The organism is Robiginitalea biformata HTCC2501 (genome assembly GCF_000024125.1).
Classification (GTDB): Bacteria; Bacteroidota; Bacteroidia; order Flavobacteriales; family Flavobacteriaceae; genus Robiginitalea; species Robiginitalea biformata.
Genome location: NC_013222.1, coordinates 1,377,847 through 1,393,861, shown reverse-complemented (window position 1 = coordinate 1,393,861; position 16,015 = coordinate 1,377,847). Strand labels below are relative to the sequence as shown.

Here is a 16,015-nt window from a genome sequence, read left to right as displayed (position 1 = left end):
TCGACTAACCGATGAATACAAACAACAACCGATGACCTCAAAACCACGAAACTGCCTCACGGCCATTCTGATATGTGCCGCCCTGCTCCTGGCAACAGGCTGCCGGGAGGGAAAGAAAGAAGCCGCCCCGGAGGCTGCTCAGGGAAACGCCGGCAATAAAGCGAAAATTGAAATCCAGCCATTCGGCCAGCTCAAAGACGGTCGGGAGGTTACCCGCTATACCATGCGGAACCATGCTGGCATGGAGCTGCGTTTTATAAATTACGGCGGGATTATCACCTATTGGTCGGCCCCGGATGCGGAAGGGAACCTGGAGGATGTCGTCCTGGGCTTCGACAGTTTGGAACCGTACCTGGAGGGGCACCCGTTTTTCGGGGCGCTGGTGGGACGCTACGGCAACCGGATCGCCGGGGGGGAATTCACCCTGGATGGGGAAACCTATTCGCTGGCCAAAAACAATGGGGATAATCACCTGCATGGAGGGGTTAAGGGATTCGACAAAGTCCTGTGGGAAGTTCGGTTGCCGGACGGGCCGGAAAGCAATACGGCCGTCCTCACCTACACGAGCCCGGACGGGGAAGAAGGGTACCCCGGGAACCTAGACGTTGCAATCACCTACACACTCACGGAAGCCGGGGAACTGGATATCCAATACGAGGCCAGGACGGATGCCCCGACTATTGTAAACCTCACGCAGCATGTATACTTTAACCTGTCGGCCGACTTCTCCCAATCCATCGGGGACCACGTGCTTACCCTGCAGGCCGATGCCTTCCTGCCTGTTGACGACGGACTCATCCCAACGGGCGAAATCCGGCCGGTTTCCGGGACGCCTTTTGATTTTACGGCGCCCAAGCCTATCGGGGAGGATATCGATGCAGCAAATGAACAAATCGCTATGGGTGGAGGCTACGACCATTGCTGGGTACTCAACGACCCGGACGCCGGATTCCGTCAATTTGCCACGGTGGTACACCCGCCAACCGGCCGAAAGCTGGAGGTAGCCACCGATGAGCCCGGGGTGCAGTTCTACACGGGCAATTTCCTGGACGGGTCGCTCCCCGCCAAAGGGGGCGGGACCTACGGGAAACGCAGCGGTTTCTGCCTGGAGACCCAGCACTACCCGGACTCCCCCAACCAGGAGGCCTTCCCTTCGGTGCGGCTGGATCCCGGACAGACCTATCGCTCCCATACGCGCTTCAGACTTTCAACCAACACACCTCATACAACCAATTAAACCGATACCGCTATGCAAATGCTCGATTCCCTGGATTGGGTAACCATTTCGATATATTTTGCCATCCTGCTGGGGATTGCCGTATGGGTGATCCTCAAAAAAAAGGACAATACCGAAGACTACTTCCTGGCCGGCCGCAACGTCGGTTGGTTTGTAGTGGGCGCTTCCATCTTCGCCTCCAACATCGGTTCCGAACACGTGGTGGGCCTGGCGGGTACAGGGGCCAGTAACAAGCTCCCGATGCTCATCTACGAAATCCACGCCTGGATCGTCCTGTTGCTCGGGTGGGTGTTCCTCCCGTTTTACGCCCGGGCCGGGGTGTTTACCATGCCCGAATTCCTCGAGAAACGCTTTGATGCCCGCGCGCGCTGGATCCTGTCCGTATTTTCCATTGTGGCCTATGTGCTCACCAAGATCTCCGTGACCATCTATGCCGGGGGCGTGGTGGTCTCCGCCCTACTGGGCATCGATTTCTGGACCGGGGCGATTGCCACCGTGGTCCTCACAGGCATCTATACCGTCCTGGGCGGGATGCGGGCCGTAGTCTACACGGAAACCCTGCAGGCCATTATCCTGGTGCTCGGTGCGGCGGCCCTGACGGTCATCGGGTTGGACCGTGTGGGCGGCTGGGAAAGCATGCGGGAAACTGTTTCCCCGGAATACCTGAATATGTGGCGCTCCGCCACGGACCCGGACTTCCCCTGGCCCTGGCTAATCATCTCGAGCACGATCGTGGGGATTTGGTACTGGTGTACGGACCAGTACATCGTCCAGCGGGCCCTGACCGCAAAAAACATCAAGGAGGGGCGGCGCGGCACCATTTTCGGGGCCCTGCTCAAACTGATGCCGGTCTTCCTGTTCCTGATCCCGGGCGTAATTGCACTCACATTGAAAATGCGGGGAGAACTGCACTGGGACAACCCGGACGAGGCCTTCCCGGTGCTGATGAGCAACCTGCTACCCTCCGGGTTGCGCGGCCTGGTGGCGGCCGGGCTGCTCGCTGCCCTGATGAGCTCGCTGGCTTCCGTGTTCAACTCCTGTTCTACCTTGTTCACCGTGGACATCTACAAAAAGCTCCGCCCGGGTACCCCGGAGAAAAAACTGGTACGCACCGGACAAATCGCCACGGCCATCGTGGTGGTCATCGGGATTATCTGGATCCCGATCATGGCGAATATCTCCGGGGTACTCTACGAATACCTGCAGAGCGTGCAATCCTATATCGCACCGCCGATCGCAGCGGTATTCCTGCTGGGGATATTTATGAAGCGGGTGAACGCACAGGGGGCTTTTGTCACCCTGATTGTCGGATTCCTGGGGGGTGCCCTGCGTATCTCCCTGGAACTCGCCAAGGACCACCTGGAGCCGGGCAGCTGGCTGTATACCCTGGGGGCTGTGAATTACCTGATTTTCGCGGCCTGGTTCTTCTTGTTTTGCATCGTGGTGCTGGTTGGCGTGAGCCTGATGACCCCGGCCCCGGAGCCCGAAAAAATTGCCAACCTCACCTATGCGACCATTACCCGGGAGGAGAAAGAGCGCAATAAGGCGAGTTACAATTGGAAGGATATCGTCGTCTCGGTCGGCATCCTCGTTATCGTTATCGGCATCATGATCTGGTTTAACGGGAAATAAAAAGAGCCGGGGGCCTTTCCGGCCACCGGCTGTCTTTTAACCTGCGGGACAAAAATCCCGGTTCCCAGGTGATTCCCGGGTCAGGTAATCAGGTTGCCCTTATCGTCCCATTCGGCCTGGATGTTCCGCTTCTCCTGGTCGATGCATTTCGCCACCCACTCGGGATCGTAGGACACCCCGTGCTGGGCGAGCACCTCTTCCGGTACGCCATCCCAGACATTCGGGGAATTTCCTTTATAACCCAATTCCTCAATTCCGATTTTTGAGGTGTAAAACCCGGTGAGCGTCAGGTTGCGGACCAGCGAAAAGAAATTGACCGCCGGGTCGCGCTCCAACTCCGGAACGTCCGGGTCGTAATACGCAATCGGGTCGATGAGCTCTTTTTGTTGGGCTTCCGTAGCGTTTACAAAGGACTTGTCAAAGGCCTGGTAGCACTTGTGCTCCAGGTCCAGCAACCCGCCCCTGAGCGGAGTCTGCAATTCGGGAATGTCCTTGGCCATGAATTCAATAAACCCGGCCACGTCGGCATCCGAGGCACCCTTGTAGGTATCGCCGGGAGGGAGGATCACGTCGCAGAGCACCGTGAGCAATTCCCGTTCGTGTTCCGTGAGGAGTTCCTCCTCCATCAATTCCTTGTCGCGCTCGAGTTCTTCCGGGGTACGGCCGTAATAATCTCCGGCTTTCTGTTCAATGGCCTCGGCCAGTTCCTGCTCCTCGCCGGGTTTGCATCCGTTGAGTACGAGGCCCCCGGCCAGGGACCCGAGTACGATGGATTTCAGACTTTCTCTCCTGTCCATAGGGTCAGATATTTTGTTGTTTCAATTCATTTACGATGTACTCCGAAGCCCGCATGGAGAGGGCCAGGATGGTCCAGGTGCAATTCTTGTCCGCCTGGGAAACAAAAGGACCGGCATCCACCACAAATACGTTGTCCGCATCGTGGAGTTGCTGGTAGCGGTTGGTCACGGACGTTTTGGGATCGTCCCCCATCCGCGTGGTCCCCACTTCGTGGATGATTTTCCCGGGTGCGAGCAACCCGTAATCGCTGTCTTTCCCGGGTTTGTCCCCGAGGGGTTCCCCGCCCATGTTGACGATGATCTCCTCGAAGGTATCCTGCATGTGCCTTGCCTGGTTGCGCTCCAGGTCCGACCATTTGTAGTGGAAACGCAAAACCGGAATCCCCCATTCGTCGCGGACGTTCGGGTCGATCTCGCAGTAATTGTCCTTCCGGGCAATGGACTCGCCCCGGCCGCTCAGGCCGACTACGGCCCCGTAATACTTTTTCACGTCGCTGCGGAGTACATCCCCATAGCCGCCTACCTTCGTCCCGAAAAACTTGTTGAACTCATTGGCGTTGAAACCGAAGCCGTACGAGGGCATTCCCATCCCGCCCCAGATTTCTATGTGGTACCCCCTGGGGAAATCGAGTTTTGAATTGTCGCCCCACCAGGGAGAATACACATGCATGCCGCCTACCCCGTCCTCGTTGTAGGAAACGCTGCGGTTCATCAGGTCCGGGATAAACCCGGCCCGACTGGCACCTGTGGAATCGTGCAGGTATTTACCTACCAGGTCGCTGCTGTTCCCCAGGCCGTTCGGGTGTTGCGGGCTTTTCGAGTTCAATAGAATCCGGGCACTGCTGCAGGCCGACGCCCCCAGGACGACTACCTTTCCTTTCAGCTTGTATTCCTTCCGGTCTTCCTTATTGATATAGGAGACCCCGGTTGCCCGGCCATTCTCATCGGTAGTTACCTCGCGGACCACGCAATTCACAAATAAATCTACCTGGCCCCGACTTTTCTGTGCCGGGAATATCAGGCAGGTACCCGCCGAAAAATCCGCGTATACCTGGCAGGCCCGGCTGCACTGTCCGCAGTAAAAGCAAACCCCTCGCTCCTGATTGATCCGTTTGGTGAGCATCGACATGCGCGACGGATACACGGGCACATTGGTCTTGCGTGCCCCGCGGATATAAAACAGCTCGTGGAGCCTGGGTTTTGGCGGCGGCAGGAAAAACCCGTCCGGATCGTTCGGGAGGCCTTCATTCGTCCCGAAGACGCCGATCAGTTTATCCACCCGGTCGTAATAGGGTTTTACATCTTCGTATCCGATGGGCCAGTTGTCGCCGTACCCGTCGATGTCCTTATGCTTAAAGTCCTGCGGGCCAAACCGGAGGGAAATGCGCCCCCAGTGGTTGGTTCGCCCGCCCAGCATATGGGAGCGGAACCAGTGGAATTCCGTATTGTCTTTGTGCGTGTAGGGTTCCCCTTCGATCTCCCAACCCCCATAGGCGGCGTCAAAATCCCCAAAGGCCCGGGTGGTGGAGGCACCGCGCCTCGGGCTTTCATAGGGCCATTTCATTTGGGTCCGCTGCTGTTCGTCGGCCGGATCAAAAAACGGGCCGGCTTCAACGACGGCCACATTCAGGCCGGCATCGGCCAGTACCTTGGTCGCCATGCCGCCCCCCGCTCCTGAGCCCACGACAATTGCGTCGTACACCTGGGAGTTCTCAATAATTTGCATAGTATTGGATTTAATTGGTAGTGAATCAACAGGTACGATGCCCCGGAGCTATCCTCTGGCGGATTCCCACGGGCATTGTGCCGCCTAAAGATAATCATTTAGCCCGATCGATTCCCTCTATCGCGCAAAGCCGGGCGAGGATTCATGAATTTTCGGCCGGCCCTCCTGCCCGTTTTTGTTCGTATGCGCGGACCTTATTAATTCTTCGAACATGTCGTTCCTCCCTGCCGTAAGGGGTCTCCAACCAGAGTTCCAGTACGGCGATGGCCTCCTCCTCGTCCAGGAACCGGGCGCCCAGGCTGAGAATATTAGCCTGGTTATGGGTCCGGGAGAGGGAGACAATATCCCTGGGTCCGCCGTAATACAGGGCAGCCCGAACGCCCTCTACTTTGTTGGCTGCCAATGCCTCGCCCTGTCCGGAACCGCCGAGAACCACCCCGAGGCTCCCGGGATTTGCCGCCACGGCTTCCGCCGCCGGCAGGATGAAATCCGGATAATCGTCCTCCGGGTCGTATGCATACGGGCCCAGGTCTTCCACATCCCGTCCCGAGGCAGCCAGGTGGCGGCACAGGGCATTCTTCAGTTCAAATCCCGCATGGTCGGATGCTATGTAAATCATCTGTCGTTTGAAAAAATCAATGGTTTGTTTCAATGAATGGTTTGTTTCAATTAAAGATACAAACCCGACGGGAACTGGCATCAGTTCGACCAGACCGCGTAGCCCTTCCGCCGAAGTTCCAGGGTCAGGTCTTTTTCGAGTTTCAGGGCTTCCCTGCGCGTCCGGAGGACCGGCAGGTGGTTGTACAGGCTCGGCCGCAGGTACATGCCGTATTTCTGAACAATTCCCGAGGCCAGGTTGTGGCCCTTGGCATTCCGGTAGCCTTTCCGATGCTGCTCGAAGCGGACCTGGGGCGACTTGGAAGTCATCCCCACGTATAGGCACTGCAGGACCCCGTTAAACTGGGGATTCGCCGCTCGGAACCGCCAGTTTTCCGTAAAGGCGCGACGGGACAATTCAATGACGTATACGCGGTATGCCATAGCTGTAAATACGGCAGAATGAAAGGTTACGCGGACCCGATAGTTTTTGTCGAATCCGCATTGATTTAAACTATCAAAAATCCATTTCCATAAGATAGGATTATCGTAAATTTAAGTTCTGAATCACAAAAAACACAATTTTAAAATGGGAAAAGATAACCAAGCCAAGTCAAAGGACATTCATGCGCACACCGCGCAGGACGGCCAAGCCTGGGACGTCAATGAATCCAGCGCCGCGAACTGCCCGTTCCTGAACGGGGAACTGCACCAGGCAGCCGGCGGGGGTACTACGAACCGCGACTGGTGGCCGAATTCGCTGAACCTGAACATCCTCCGCCAGCATTCCGAGCTGGCCGACCCGATGGATAAAGATTTTAATTATGCCGAAGCGTTTAAATCGCTGGACCTGGAGGCCGTGAAAAAAGACCTGCGGGAACTCATGACGGACAGCCAGGATTGGTGGCCGGCAGATTACGGGCACTATGGCCCGTTCTTTATCCGGATGGCGTGGCACGCAGCCGGAACCTACCGTATCTCGGATGGCCGGGGCGGCGGCGGCACCGGCGCCCAGCGCTTCGCTCCGCTGAACAGCTGGCCGGACAATGCCAACCTGGACAAAGCCCGGATGTTGCTGTGGCCGATTAAGCAGAAATACGGCAAGAAACTATCATGGGCCGACCTGTTGATCCTGACGGGGAACGTGGCCCACGAGTCCATGGGCCTCCCGATGTACGGTTTTGCCGGGGGTCGGGAAGACATCTGGCAGCCCGAGGAAGACATCTACTGGGGTTCGGAAACCGAGTGGCTCGGGAATAAGGAGCGCTACAATGAGGATGGCGAACTGGAACGCACCATGGGGGCCGCCCACATGGGGCTGATCTACGTGAATCCGGAAGGCCCCAACGGGAAACCGGATCCGGAGGCCGCTGCCCATGACATCCGCGTCACTTTTGGCCGGATGGCGATGAACGACTACGAAACAGTGGCACTGATTGCCGGCGGGCACACCTTTGGGAAAACGCACGGGGCCGCCCCCGATACCGAGTACCTGGAGGCCGAACCCGCAGGGGCAAACATCGAAATGCAAAGCCTGGGCTGGAAAAACAACTTCGGTTCCGGAATGGGGTCCGACACCATTACCAGCGGCCTGGAAGGCGCCTGGACGGATACCCCCATCCAATGGAGCCACAAATACCTGGAGAACCTCTTTAACTACGAATGGGAGTTGACCAAGAGCCCTGCCGGGGCCTGGCAGTTCAAGCCCAAAGACGGGGCCGGGGCCGGCACCGTTCCGGACGCCCACGATCCGGAGAAAAAGAACGACCCCTTTATGCTCGTTACGGACCTCGCCCTCCGGATGGACCCGGATTACGAGAAGATATCCCGCCACTTCCTCGAAAACCCCGAGGAATTCAAGGAAGCTTACCAGAAGGCCTGGTTTAAGCTGACCCACCGGGATATGGGCCCTAAATCCCGCTACCTCGGACCCGAGGTACCCGAAGAAGACCTGATCTGGCAGGATCCGATCCCTGCCGCGGACTTCGACCTGATCGACCAGCAGGATATCGAATCCCTGAAGGCAGAGATCCTGGATTCGGGCCTTACGGTTTCCCAACTCGTCGGGGCCGCCTGGGCGTCGGCTTCCACTTTCCGCGGTTCGGACAAACGCGGGGGCGCCAATGGCGGCCGGGTGCGTCTGGAGCCTCAGGTACAATGGGAAGTAAACAACCCGGTACAATTGGGCAAAGTGCTGGACGGCCTGACAAAGATCCAGAAAGCATTCAACGACTCCCAGAGCGGTAATAAACAAGTTTCCATGGCGGACCTGATTGTTCTGGGTGGGTGTGCTGCGGTGGAGAAAGCGGCCAAAGATGCCGGACACGATATCCGCGTACCCTTTACCCCGGGACGGACAGATGCCACCCAGGAAATGACCGATGTGGAGGCATTTGACCACCTGCGGCCCGTAGCAGACGGGTTCCGGAACTACCAGCAGCAGAAATTCTCGGCACGCACCGAAGAGCTGCTCGTGGACAAGGCCCAGCTCCTGACGCTCACCGCGCCGGAAATGACCGTGCTGGTTGGTGGTATGCGGGCCCTGAATGCCAACTACAACGGCTCCAAGCACGGCGTATTTACCGAACGTCCTGAGGTGCTGACCAATGATTTCTTTGTCAACCTCCTGGATATGCGCACCACCTGGAAAGCGGTTTCAGAAGACGAGGAGTTTTTTGAAGGCAGGGACCGGAAATCCGGCAATGTCAAATGGACTGCAACCCGTGCCGACCTCATCTTTGGTTCCAACACGGAATTGCGGGCGATTGCCGAGGTGTACGCCTGCAGCGATTCCGGCGAGAAATTTGTCAGGGATTTCGTGAAGGCCTGGGACAAGGTGATGAACCTGGACCGGTTTGAACTGGCCTGAAAGCGAACGTACGGCTAAACCAATTTAGCGCCGTATTGCATAAAAAAAGGTGGCCCCCGCGGGCCACCTTTTCTTTTTTTGCCTGTCCATCAGATTAATTCAGGATCTTACCCTATCTGTTCCTAATCTTATCTCCGCGCTTCCAGGATCTCTTCCAGGCGCTCCTTATTGACCCCCCAGATGCCGTCTTCTTCTGCCGATTCCATAAAGGTGTCGATATACTGCCGGCTCAGGGAATCGCTGTCCCCGTACTTTTCCCGGATGGCTTCCAACTCACTGTGCAACCGGGCCTGCACTTCGGCATATTCCGGGTCGTCATAGTAATTGTGCAGCTCTTTGGGGTCCTTTTTCCGGTCGATGAGTTCCCAGTAATCCTGGTAGAAATAATAGTGGATCAATTTATAGTCCTTGGTAACGATGGCGTAATGCCGGTTCACCATGTGCTCGGCAGGGTATTCGTAATAATGGTAATAGACGGCCTCCCGGTCCCAGTCCTCCATGTTCCCGGTCAATACCGGGACGAGGCTTTCGCCTTGCATGTCGGAGGGTTGCTCCACCCCGGCTACGTCCAGGAAGGTCTGTGCAAAATCCAGGTTCTGCACCATTTCGTCCGAGACGCTCCCGGGCTCCACCTTCCCGGGCCAGGCCACCAGGAGCGGCGTCCTGAAGGATTCGTCATATACAAACCGCTTGTCGAACCACCCGTGCTCCCCCAGGTAGAAGCCTTGGTCGGAAGTATAGACGATGATCGTATTCTCCATCATGTCGTTCGCCTCCAGGTAGTCCAGGAGCCGGCCGACGTTTTCATCAACCGCCCGGATGGTACCCAGGTAATCCTGCATATAGCGCTGGTACTTCCACTTCATCACCTCCTCTTCGGTCATGTCGGGGTACGCCTCTTTAAATGCCTCGTTCACGGGTCCGTAGTACTTCTCAAAAGTGGCGCGCTGGACGGAATCCATCCGACCCACACTGTAGTTGAACCGCAGGGTGTCGATCCCGATTTCATCCAGTCCCATCTCCCGCATGGTCTGCGGGAATATTTTGTTGTCGCCCGACCAGCCCATATGGTCGCGGACGCTCATTTCGGCTTCCGCAGCAGCCGGCCGCGTGGCATAATCGTCAAAGAGGGTTTCCGGTTCCGGGAAGGTCCGGGCGGTAAACTCTTCCATATGGCGCCCGGCCATCAACCAGGAGCGGTGGGGCGCCTTGTGCAGGTACATCAGCAGGTAGGGCGCATCGGGATCCCGCTCCTTGTCGAGCCAGTCGAGGGTCATATCCGTGATGATATCCGTGGTATAACCCGGCACGGTAATCCGGCCGGAATCCTTGGTGATGAACTCCGGGTTGTAATAGGCGCCCTGGCCGGGAAGGATCGCAAACTGGTCAAATCCCTTGGGGTTGTTGCCGAAATGTAATTTTCCGAACATGGCCGTCTGGTAGCCCGATTTTTGCAACAGCTGGGGAAATGTGACGTTGGTGGTATCAAACGGAAAGTGGTTGTCTACCTTCCCATTGATGTGGGAGTGCTTCCCTGTAAGGATGGTTGCACGGGATGGTGCACAGATGGAATTGGTAACACTTGCATTGGTGAACAACATCCCCATGCGGGCAATCCGGTCGATATTCGGCGTTTCGATCAACCGGTTGTCATAGGCCGATATCGCCTGGTAGGCATGGTCATCCGACATGATAAAAATAATATTCGGGGGAGTCTGGGGCGATTCTTCAGGAGATGCGCAACCGGTTAGGAGCAGCGTTGCTGCCAAAACTGCATAGGAAAATTGCTTGAGCATGGGTTTGGTTGTGTTTAGTTGTTCAAGATAAGAAATTCAGAGGACCCTCGGAGCGAGCCAGAGCCAGCCCATGCCCAGCAGGAAAACGGCATAGAACCACAGTGGGGATACCGGGACGTACTCCGTTACGGTGGCGGATACCTGCTCCTCCCCCTGAAATGCGATTCGGTTGGCGACCAGTCTCCGGCTGGCCGCCACGGTATGCCAGTCGCCCTCTTCGAACACATAATACCGAAAACCCGGGAGGCTGTCGGCAGGCAGGCGGAGGGGATTCCATCCGGTTTTCACCGGGTAGTCCGTCCCCTCCCATTTCGTCGGGATCAGGACGTTCTGACGCAACGGTACGCGGGCTCCCCCGGAATTAACCACCTGCGGCACCTCCCCTGCGGTGCGCAAGCGAAACCGAAAGGGTTCATCCACCCGTGGAATGGTTGTCTGGGCCTCCCAGGCAGCGGTTTGCTGACTGCCCTGCACCACTTCATTGAGAAGCGAGGTCCATAGGAGCCTGTACCGGTCTTCCTGCCCGCTCAGGACCAGGGGGTAGGTCTCCCGCAGCCAGGTGGTGGCAACCCGGCCCAGCCCATAAGGCCGGACCACCCCCACGGAGACGCCCGGGGACCACTCAATCCCCCGGGCGGTGAAAGGCCCGGTAAGCGTATAAGGGTATTTTTCAATCTCCGGCCCCGAGGCGGAACCCGGAAGCGAACCGGGGTCCGGGTTGCGATCAAAATCAAAAAGTGCGAGGCGCCGGGGCAACCGGAAGTACGCATCATCCGGTTGGATAAACAACCCAAGCCCGCCTTCGGAAATGCGGGTTTCCAGCGCACCCCGGGAGGCGGCACTCAAGCCGGTATAAGCGGCCCTGTCGGCGATCACCAGGTCAAACCCCGACAAAATATCGTCTGTAAGGGCGTAAATCGGATCGGGATCGCGGTTGATGAATTCGAACTTATACCGGTTGCGGGTAATCTGGCTCCTGACCAGCAGCTCATGGCCGCTGTCTGCCAGGAAATTCTTCAGGTAGCGGGTTTCAAATGTCGGGAAATCGTTCAGCACGAGAACCCGCATGGTGTTACGGGGCCGCACCCGGACCGGCAACGGGCCCTCCTGGAGTACCTGGCCGGCACTGTCCCTGGCTGCCAGGCTGTACCGGAAGTCGCCGACCGCCTTCGGTACCGTCCGGAGCTCATAGGTGCCCTCCGAGGCCCCGCCCAGGCGGATCGAATCTGCCGAATTGCCGCCCGGGTCGCGCAGCAGCAGGTGGTGGCCGCCACCCGAATTCCGGTAATGCACCCGTACATGCAACTCTTGATCCAACTGCACCTGCCCGGGGTATGCCAGTTCCGTGAAACCAACGGGGGGCTCCACACCGGGGAATACAATGCCCAGGCTGTCGAATTGCCATCGGTCGTAGGGTTCGGGCCCGTACCCGAGGACAAAAAGCTTTCTGAGGCTCCCCGGGACCGGCAGGGATTTCCCTTTTATGTACCGATATGTTCGGATTCCCGGATAGGCTTCCTTCAGGCTGTCGACCTGCCATTCCTGGTAGCCATCGGTGAGCAGGATCCCACTCCCCCCTTCCCGCTCCCTTTCAACAGCCGGTTCCAGGGCCAGCATCACCAGAGAGGCCACAGCGAGCAGGGCGGCTGCCATCCGGCTCGGCAGCGCCCCGATTTCCCGGTTGCCCCACTCCCGGTACAACAGCAAGACGAGCAGCGCCACGCCCACCCCCAATGCCGGCCATAACCATTCCGGATTTCCAATGACCAGGTTAATCGTCATAGGCCCGGAGTTCTTTTAGAAATCGTTCATTTACCGGGTCCGCGAACCGGGTGGAGCCGGAAGGGACCTTTTCGGGGTCCGGCAGCAAAGCGTACAAACCCTTGTGCAGCGAGCGGTAATTTGCCATGGATCTGCCCGAGGCTTTTTCCAGGGATTGCAACCCGCGCAGCAAATCCAGGTACCTGCCGGGTTCCTCCAGCGCCCTGGAAGCCAGTTGGTTGCCCGCTCTTTGGAAAAGGAGGCCGTCCCCTTCCCCGAACGGACTGCCGCCGATCAATTCCTCGAGCCTCCCTACCGCCCGGCGCACATCGCCCAGGGGGAGTTCATATGTCGTCGATTCCCGTTTGCGATAGTCGGATATCTCCGACACATCCCCTGACAATCGTTTGTCTTCCTTAATCGGGGGCGGGTCAAAACCGATGCGGTGTACGTAGACGCGGGCGCTGTTTTTGATCTCCTGGATGAGTTTCAGGGCTTCGTACTGGTAGGGCAGGGATGCTTCGGGTTTGTAGAGCCGCAGCTGCAGCTCCGCGTCCCACATAATGTTCAGGGCCTTCCGGAGTTTGACCTTCAGGGATTCCTCAAACAAGGTGGAGGCTTCCGGATCCGCGTGATTATGCAGGTAATCGTGGAGGGGATCTTCCGCCTCCTCCCCGCCCCCCCCGGGTGCTTCTCCATGGGAATCCCCATGCGAGTCCCCGTCTACCAGGTGGTGTTCGTTGTCCCCGTCGTGGTCATGGGTATAGGCCTCCAGGGGGTCATCCCCTTCCGATTCCGTCTCTTCCATAGCTTCCCCGTCACCGACCTCCCCGCTCCCGGCAGCCTGGCCCCCGGGGGCAGGCGCCATAGCCATCTCCGCTTCATCCCCCATAAACTGGCCGTATTTCAGGCGAAGGGCTTTCTGGTCAAAACCCAGTTCATTGCTCCGGAATTTAAATTCCCGCTCCGGGATATCCGGTTTCTCGGCTATCAGCTTCTCCGTGTCGATAATCAACTGCCGCTGGGACCGGAAGTAATCCGGCATCTGGTCCACCCCCAGGCTGCCTTCTACCGCAAATCGGTCGGTTGTCGTATCCCGGATAACGGCAAAGAAGGTCTCGCTCCGGGCTACATTGGGCTGGGGCTCCTTGTTGTCGGATGCCTCTACATAAAAGTAAAGTTCATCCCCGGGGTCCATGCCGAGTTGGTCCAGGTCGATGGTTTTTGTCAACACGAGCCGCCGGGCCCCCGGCTGGACCGGTTGGTCAAAATCCAGCCGCTCCTCCCGGAACTTTACGGATTCGCCGGAACCCTTGCTCACAGTGGCCACAATACGGGCCTGCTGCAACCCGAAATCGTCGGTCAGGTTCCCTGTAAAACGGAGGGATTTTTCATCGGGGGCATCGAAATACGCATACTGGGGCACCCCGGCGATCTCCACCTCGGGCGCCCGGTCCGGGACGGCCTCCAGGGAATACAGGTCCGTCACGTACCCGCGGCCCAGGGAGTCGGTAAACCGGAAACTGTAGAAACCGGATTCTTCCAGGGGGAGTTCCAGCCGGAACAACCCGCCTTGTTGGCGCAACGGGTATTCCTCCCCCATCCGCTCGAGCCGGACCCGGTGGATGGGCCCTTCAAAATATAGCTCCCATCGGATGCGGGACCCCGCTACTGCCCGGATATTCGGATCTTCCGAAACCCGGGGGGCCTGGCCGGTATAGGCCGGGAAATTTACTGTGATACGCTGCCGGGTCAGGACGGGCGCCGACGTCTCCGCAGCCACGGAATCGGCAGGGGCAAACCGGATGCCCTGTGTGGCGGAATCCCCGGGGTCCGGAAAACCCGTCCACCCGCGGAGTAAACCCATCTGGTGCCCCAGCAGCCCGATACCCAGTGCGAATACCCCCCAGAGGATCGCCCCTCGGAAGCCCACCGGCGGGGACGGACGCTCCCGGGAGGCCTGGAGGCGGGCGGCAACCCGGTGTTTTTGCAACCGGGACAACCCGGGGAGTTCCGCATCGGGTTGCAGCAACAGGCCACTGCTGAAACCGGCATCCGCCACATGGGAGTCGATATAGGCGCAAACACGGTCCATGTTGCGAGTCCAGGGCCGGCTGGCGAGGAGGGAAACGAGTGCGATGGCCAGAAAGGCAAACGCCCCTGCCCAGAGTGAACGGGCCAGCAGGCCCGCACAAAGTCCGGCACCCAGTCCGTAAAGCAGGCTCCTGGCGTAAAGCATACGCTGCCAGCGGGTTGCGAAATTGAGCAAATAAGTTTTCCCGGCTTCGCTCATTGACTCCGGTATTTGGCGAACAGGCGTTCGGTTACGAGCAAAAGGAGCAACAGGGCCCAAAGCCAGGGTTCCGCACCGGCCCGGTGCACCCGCTCCCGGTCCTGGTCCATGGGGAGCCGGCGGGGCGCCAGTTCACCCGCTTCGAGTTGACGGTAATCGTATCGGTCCGGCAAATCGCCCCAGGGCTTGCCGGGATCCAGGAGGCTGAGGAGTTGTTCCCCGAAATAACCGGAAACCATATTCCCGGCGGTCAGCCGGGAGGTGAGGGTAAAACACGACGGGCAGTCTCCCTGTTCAATCAATTGGCCGGCCATCGGGCTGTCCCGGTAGGCGAGTGTCTTCCAGGCGCCTTCCGGTGCAGGGTCCGGTAGAAGCCATACCAGCAGGTCGGTACGGGAGGGAATGGAATCCGGCTCCCCGACCCCGCCCTGCACCCGGATGGGTTGCCCGATGTATCCCGAAAGGGCTGTCAGGGAGGCCCGCAGGTAAAGCTGCTCCGATTCCAGGCTGTCCGTGTGGTACACAGCCACCTCCAGCGTGTCGGCGTCAAAGAGCGGCAACTTCCCCTTAGAAGGACCCGAACCCAGCTGCAGGCTGTCCCTGCCCGGATACGCAATCCGCCGTACAGCTTCCGGGTCGGCCTCCCGCCAACGGAAGGCAGTATACGACGGGTCCCCCTGCGCGGTGAGTATGCTGTAGCCTTCATGGATTTTACGCGCCAATACCGGTGTATCCCTGGCCGGCTCGCCATCCAGGACCACCCAGTGGATCGGCCCGGACGATTCCGGACGCCTGGATCGGAGGCCCTGAACATAAGCAGCTGTAAATACCACGATGCTGTCTGCCCCCAGGGAATCCAGCTCCGGGACCAACTGCCAGTAGTTTGGGGGAGGGTTTCCGGAAGGAACCGTATGCGGCTCCCCCCATTCGGTGAGGCCTTTGCGAAGCAGGTACACCGGGTGATCGGAGGCCGCGCTGTCCAGAAACGCGTTCAGGGAGCCGCGGTTCAGCAGGGAGGGCTCCACCACGTAGGCCAGCGGCTGGTTCCGGGCGCGGGATTCCCATTGGGGGCCTGCAAGCAGGAACGCCAGGGTCGCTATAAGCAGCATGCGCAGGGCGAGGAGCCTTTTTTCGCTCAGTCGCAGGCTCTGGGATTGACGGGAATCACTCTCGCGCAATAATTCCACGCTTCCGATTTTGATGGTTTTCGCCTCCCGTTTACTCCACAGGTGGATGCCCAGCGGGATTAACGCGCCGAGCAGGGTCCACAGGAAGATGGGGGCGGTAAAACTCATATTTTCTTTATT

At 58.5% G+C, this 16,015-nt stretch carries 11 protein-coding genes; 3 read left to right on the top strand and 8 right to left on the bottom strand.

The features are described from left to right. Positions 1-31: 31 nt before the first annotated feature. Both RB2501_RS06105 and RB2501_RS06100 read left to right on the top strand, forming a co-directional pair. Entirely contained in the window at positions 32-1,237 is a 1,206-nt protein-coding gene (locus RB2501_RS06105) for an aldose epimerase family protein (RefSeq protein WP_041327548.1), read from the top strand. 12 nt (positions 1,238-1,249) lie between these two features. Beyond that, positions 1,250-2,869 carry a sodium:solute symporter gene (locus tag RB2501_RS06100; RefSeq protein ID WP_041327028.1) on the top strand — a complete coding sequence of 540 codons (1,620 nt, stop codon included), beginning with the start codon at positions 1,250-1,252 and terminating at the stop codon, positions 2,867-2,869. A gap of 80 nt (positions 2,870-2,949) precedes the next feature. On the opposite strand, the gene RB2501_RS06095 is transcribed toward RB2501_RS06100, so the two are convergent. The 4 genes from RB2501_RS06095 to RB2501_RS06080 all read right to left on the bottom strand — a co-directional run bounded on the left by RB2501_RS06095 (position 2,950) and on the right by RB2501_RS06080 (position 6,433). After that, positions 2,950-3,666, bottom strand: coding sequence for a gluconate 2-dehydrogenase subunit 3 family protein (locus RB2501_RS06095; RefSeq protein WP_015753888.1), 717 nt, complete (start codon positions 3,664-3,666; stop codon positions 2,950-2,952). Positions 3,667-3,670: 4 nt separating this feature from the next. Continuing rightward, entirely contained in the window at positions 3,671-5,392 is a 1,722-nt protein-coding gene (locus tag RB2501_RS06090; RefSeq protein WP_015753887.1) for a GMC family oxidoreductase, read from the bottom strand. Between the two features lie 142 nt (positions 5,393-5,534). Then, the gene (locus RB2501_RS06085; protein ID WP_015753886.1) at positions 5,535-6,044 is read right to left on the bottom strand and encodes an RpiB/LacA/LacB family sugar-phosphate isomerase; all 510 of its coding nucleotides are present in this window, start codon (positions 6,042-6,044) and stop codon (positions 5,535-5,537) included. Positions 6,045-6,091: 47 nt separating this feature from the next. After that, positions 6,092-6,433, bottom strand: a complete 342-nt coding sequence (locus RB2501_RS06080) for a hypothetical protein (RefSeq protein WP_015753885.1) — start codon at positions 6,431-6,433, stop codon at positions 6,092-6,094. A gap of 145 nt (positions 6,434-6,578) precedes the next feature. Here RB2501_RS06080 and katG point away from each other — a divergent pair, with 145 nt between their 5' ends. Beyond that, positions 6,579-8,858, top strand: a complete 2,280-nt coding sequence (gene katG / locus RB2501_RS06075) for a catalase/peroxidase HPI (RefSeq protein ID WP_015753884.1) — start codon at positions 6,579-6,581, stop codon at positions 8,856-8,858. A gap of 128 nt (positions 8,859-8,986) precedes the next feature. On the opposite strand, the gene RB2501_RS06070 is transcribed toward katG, so the two are convergent. From RB2501_RS06070 to RB2501_RS06055, 4 genes are read right to left on the bottom strand one after another with little or no spacing between them, the layout of a single operon-like run. Beyond that, positions 8,987-10,654: a sulfatase family protein gene (locus RB2501_RS06070; RefSeq protein WP_041327027.1), complete on the bottom strand. Its 1,668-nt coding sequence runs from the start codon at positions 10,652-10,654 to the stop codon at positions 8,987-8,989. Between the two features lie 36 nt (positions 10,655-10,690). Next, on the bottom strand, positions 10,691-12,436 hold the full coding sequence (locus tag RB2501_RS06065; RefSeq protein ID WP_015753882.1) for a hypothetical protein: 1,746 nt from the start codon (positions 12,434-12,436) through the stop codon (positions 10,691-10,693). Further along, positions 12,426-14,708, bottom strand: coding sequence for a DUF4175 family protein (locus RB2501_RS06060; protein ID WP_015753881.1), 2,283 nt, complete (start codon positions 14,706-14,708; stop codon positions 12,426-12,428). Before RB2501_RS06060 ends, RB2501_RS06065 begins: the two co-directional genes overlap by 11 nt. Beyond that, on the bottom strand, positions 14,705-16,003 hold the full coding sequence (locus tag RB2501_RS06055) for a BatA domain-containing protein (RefSeq protein ID WP_015753880.1): 1,299 nt from the start codon (positions 16,001-16,003) through the stop codon (positions 14,705-14,707). Before RB2501_RS06055 ends, RB2501_RS06060 begins: the two co-directional genes overlap by 4 nt. Between the last annotated feature and the right edge of the window lie 12 nt (positions 16,004-16,015).

What these genes read in the sequence shown, in the direction of transcription:
- RB2501_RS06070 (WP_041327027.1), bottom strand. Translation starts at nt 10,654, where the DNA reads ATGCTCAAGCAATTTTCCTATGCAGTTTTGGCAGCAACGCTGCTCCTA.
- RB2501_RS06095 (WP_015753888.1), bottom strand. Translation starts at nt 3,666, where the DNA reads ATGGACAGGAGAGAAAGTCTGAAATCCATCGTACTCGGGTCCCTGGCC.
- RB2501_RS06090 (WP_015753887.1), bottom strand. Translation starts at nt 5,392, where the DNA reads ATGCAAATTATTGAGAACTCCCAGGTGTACGACGCAATTGTCGTGGGC.
- RB2501_RS06105 (WP_041327548.1), top strand. Translation starts at nt 32, where the DNA reads ATGACCTCAAAACCACGAAACTGCCTCACGGCCATTCTGATATGTGCC.
- RB2501_RS06055 (WP_015753880.1), bottom strand. Translation starts at nt 16,003, where the DNA reads ATGAGTTTTACCGCCCCCATCTTCCTGTGGACCCTGCTCGGCGCGTTA.
- RB2501_RS06100 (WP_041327028.1), top strand. Translation starts at nt 1,250, where the DNA reads ATGCAAATGCTCGATTCCCTGGATTGGGTAACCATTTCGATATATTTT.
- RB2501_RS06060 (WP_015753881.1), bottom strand. Translation starts at nt 14,708, where the DNA reads ATGAGCGAAGCCGGGAAAACTTATTTGCTCAATTTCGCAACCCGCTGG.
- RB2501_RS06065 (WP_015753882.1), bottom strand. Translation starts at nt 12,436, where the DNA reads ATGACGATTAACCTGGTCATTGGAAATCCGGAATGGTTATGGCCGGCA.
- RB2501_RS06080 (WP_015753885.1), bottom strand. Translation starts at nt 6,433, where the DNA reads ATGGCATACCGCGTATACGTCATTGAATTGTCCCGTCGCGCCTTTACG.
- katG (WP_015753884.1), top strand. Translation starts at nt 6,579, where the DNA reads ATGGGAAAAGATAACCAAGCCAAGTCAAAGGACATTCATGCGCACACC.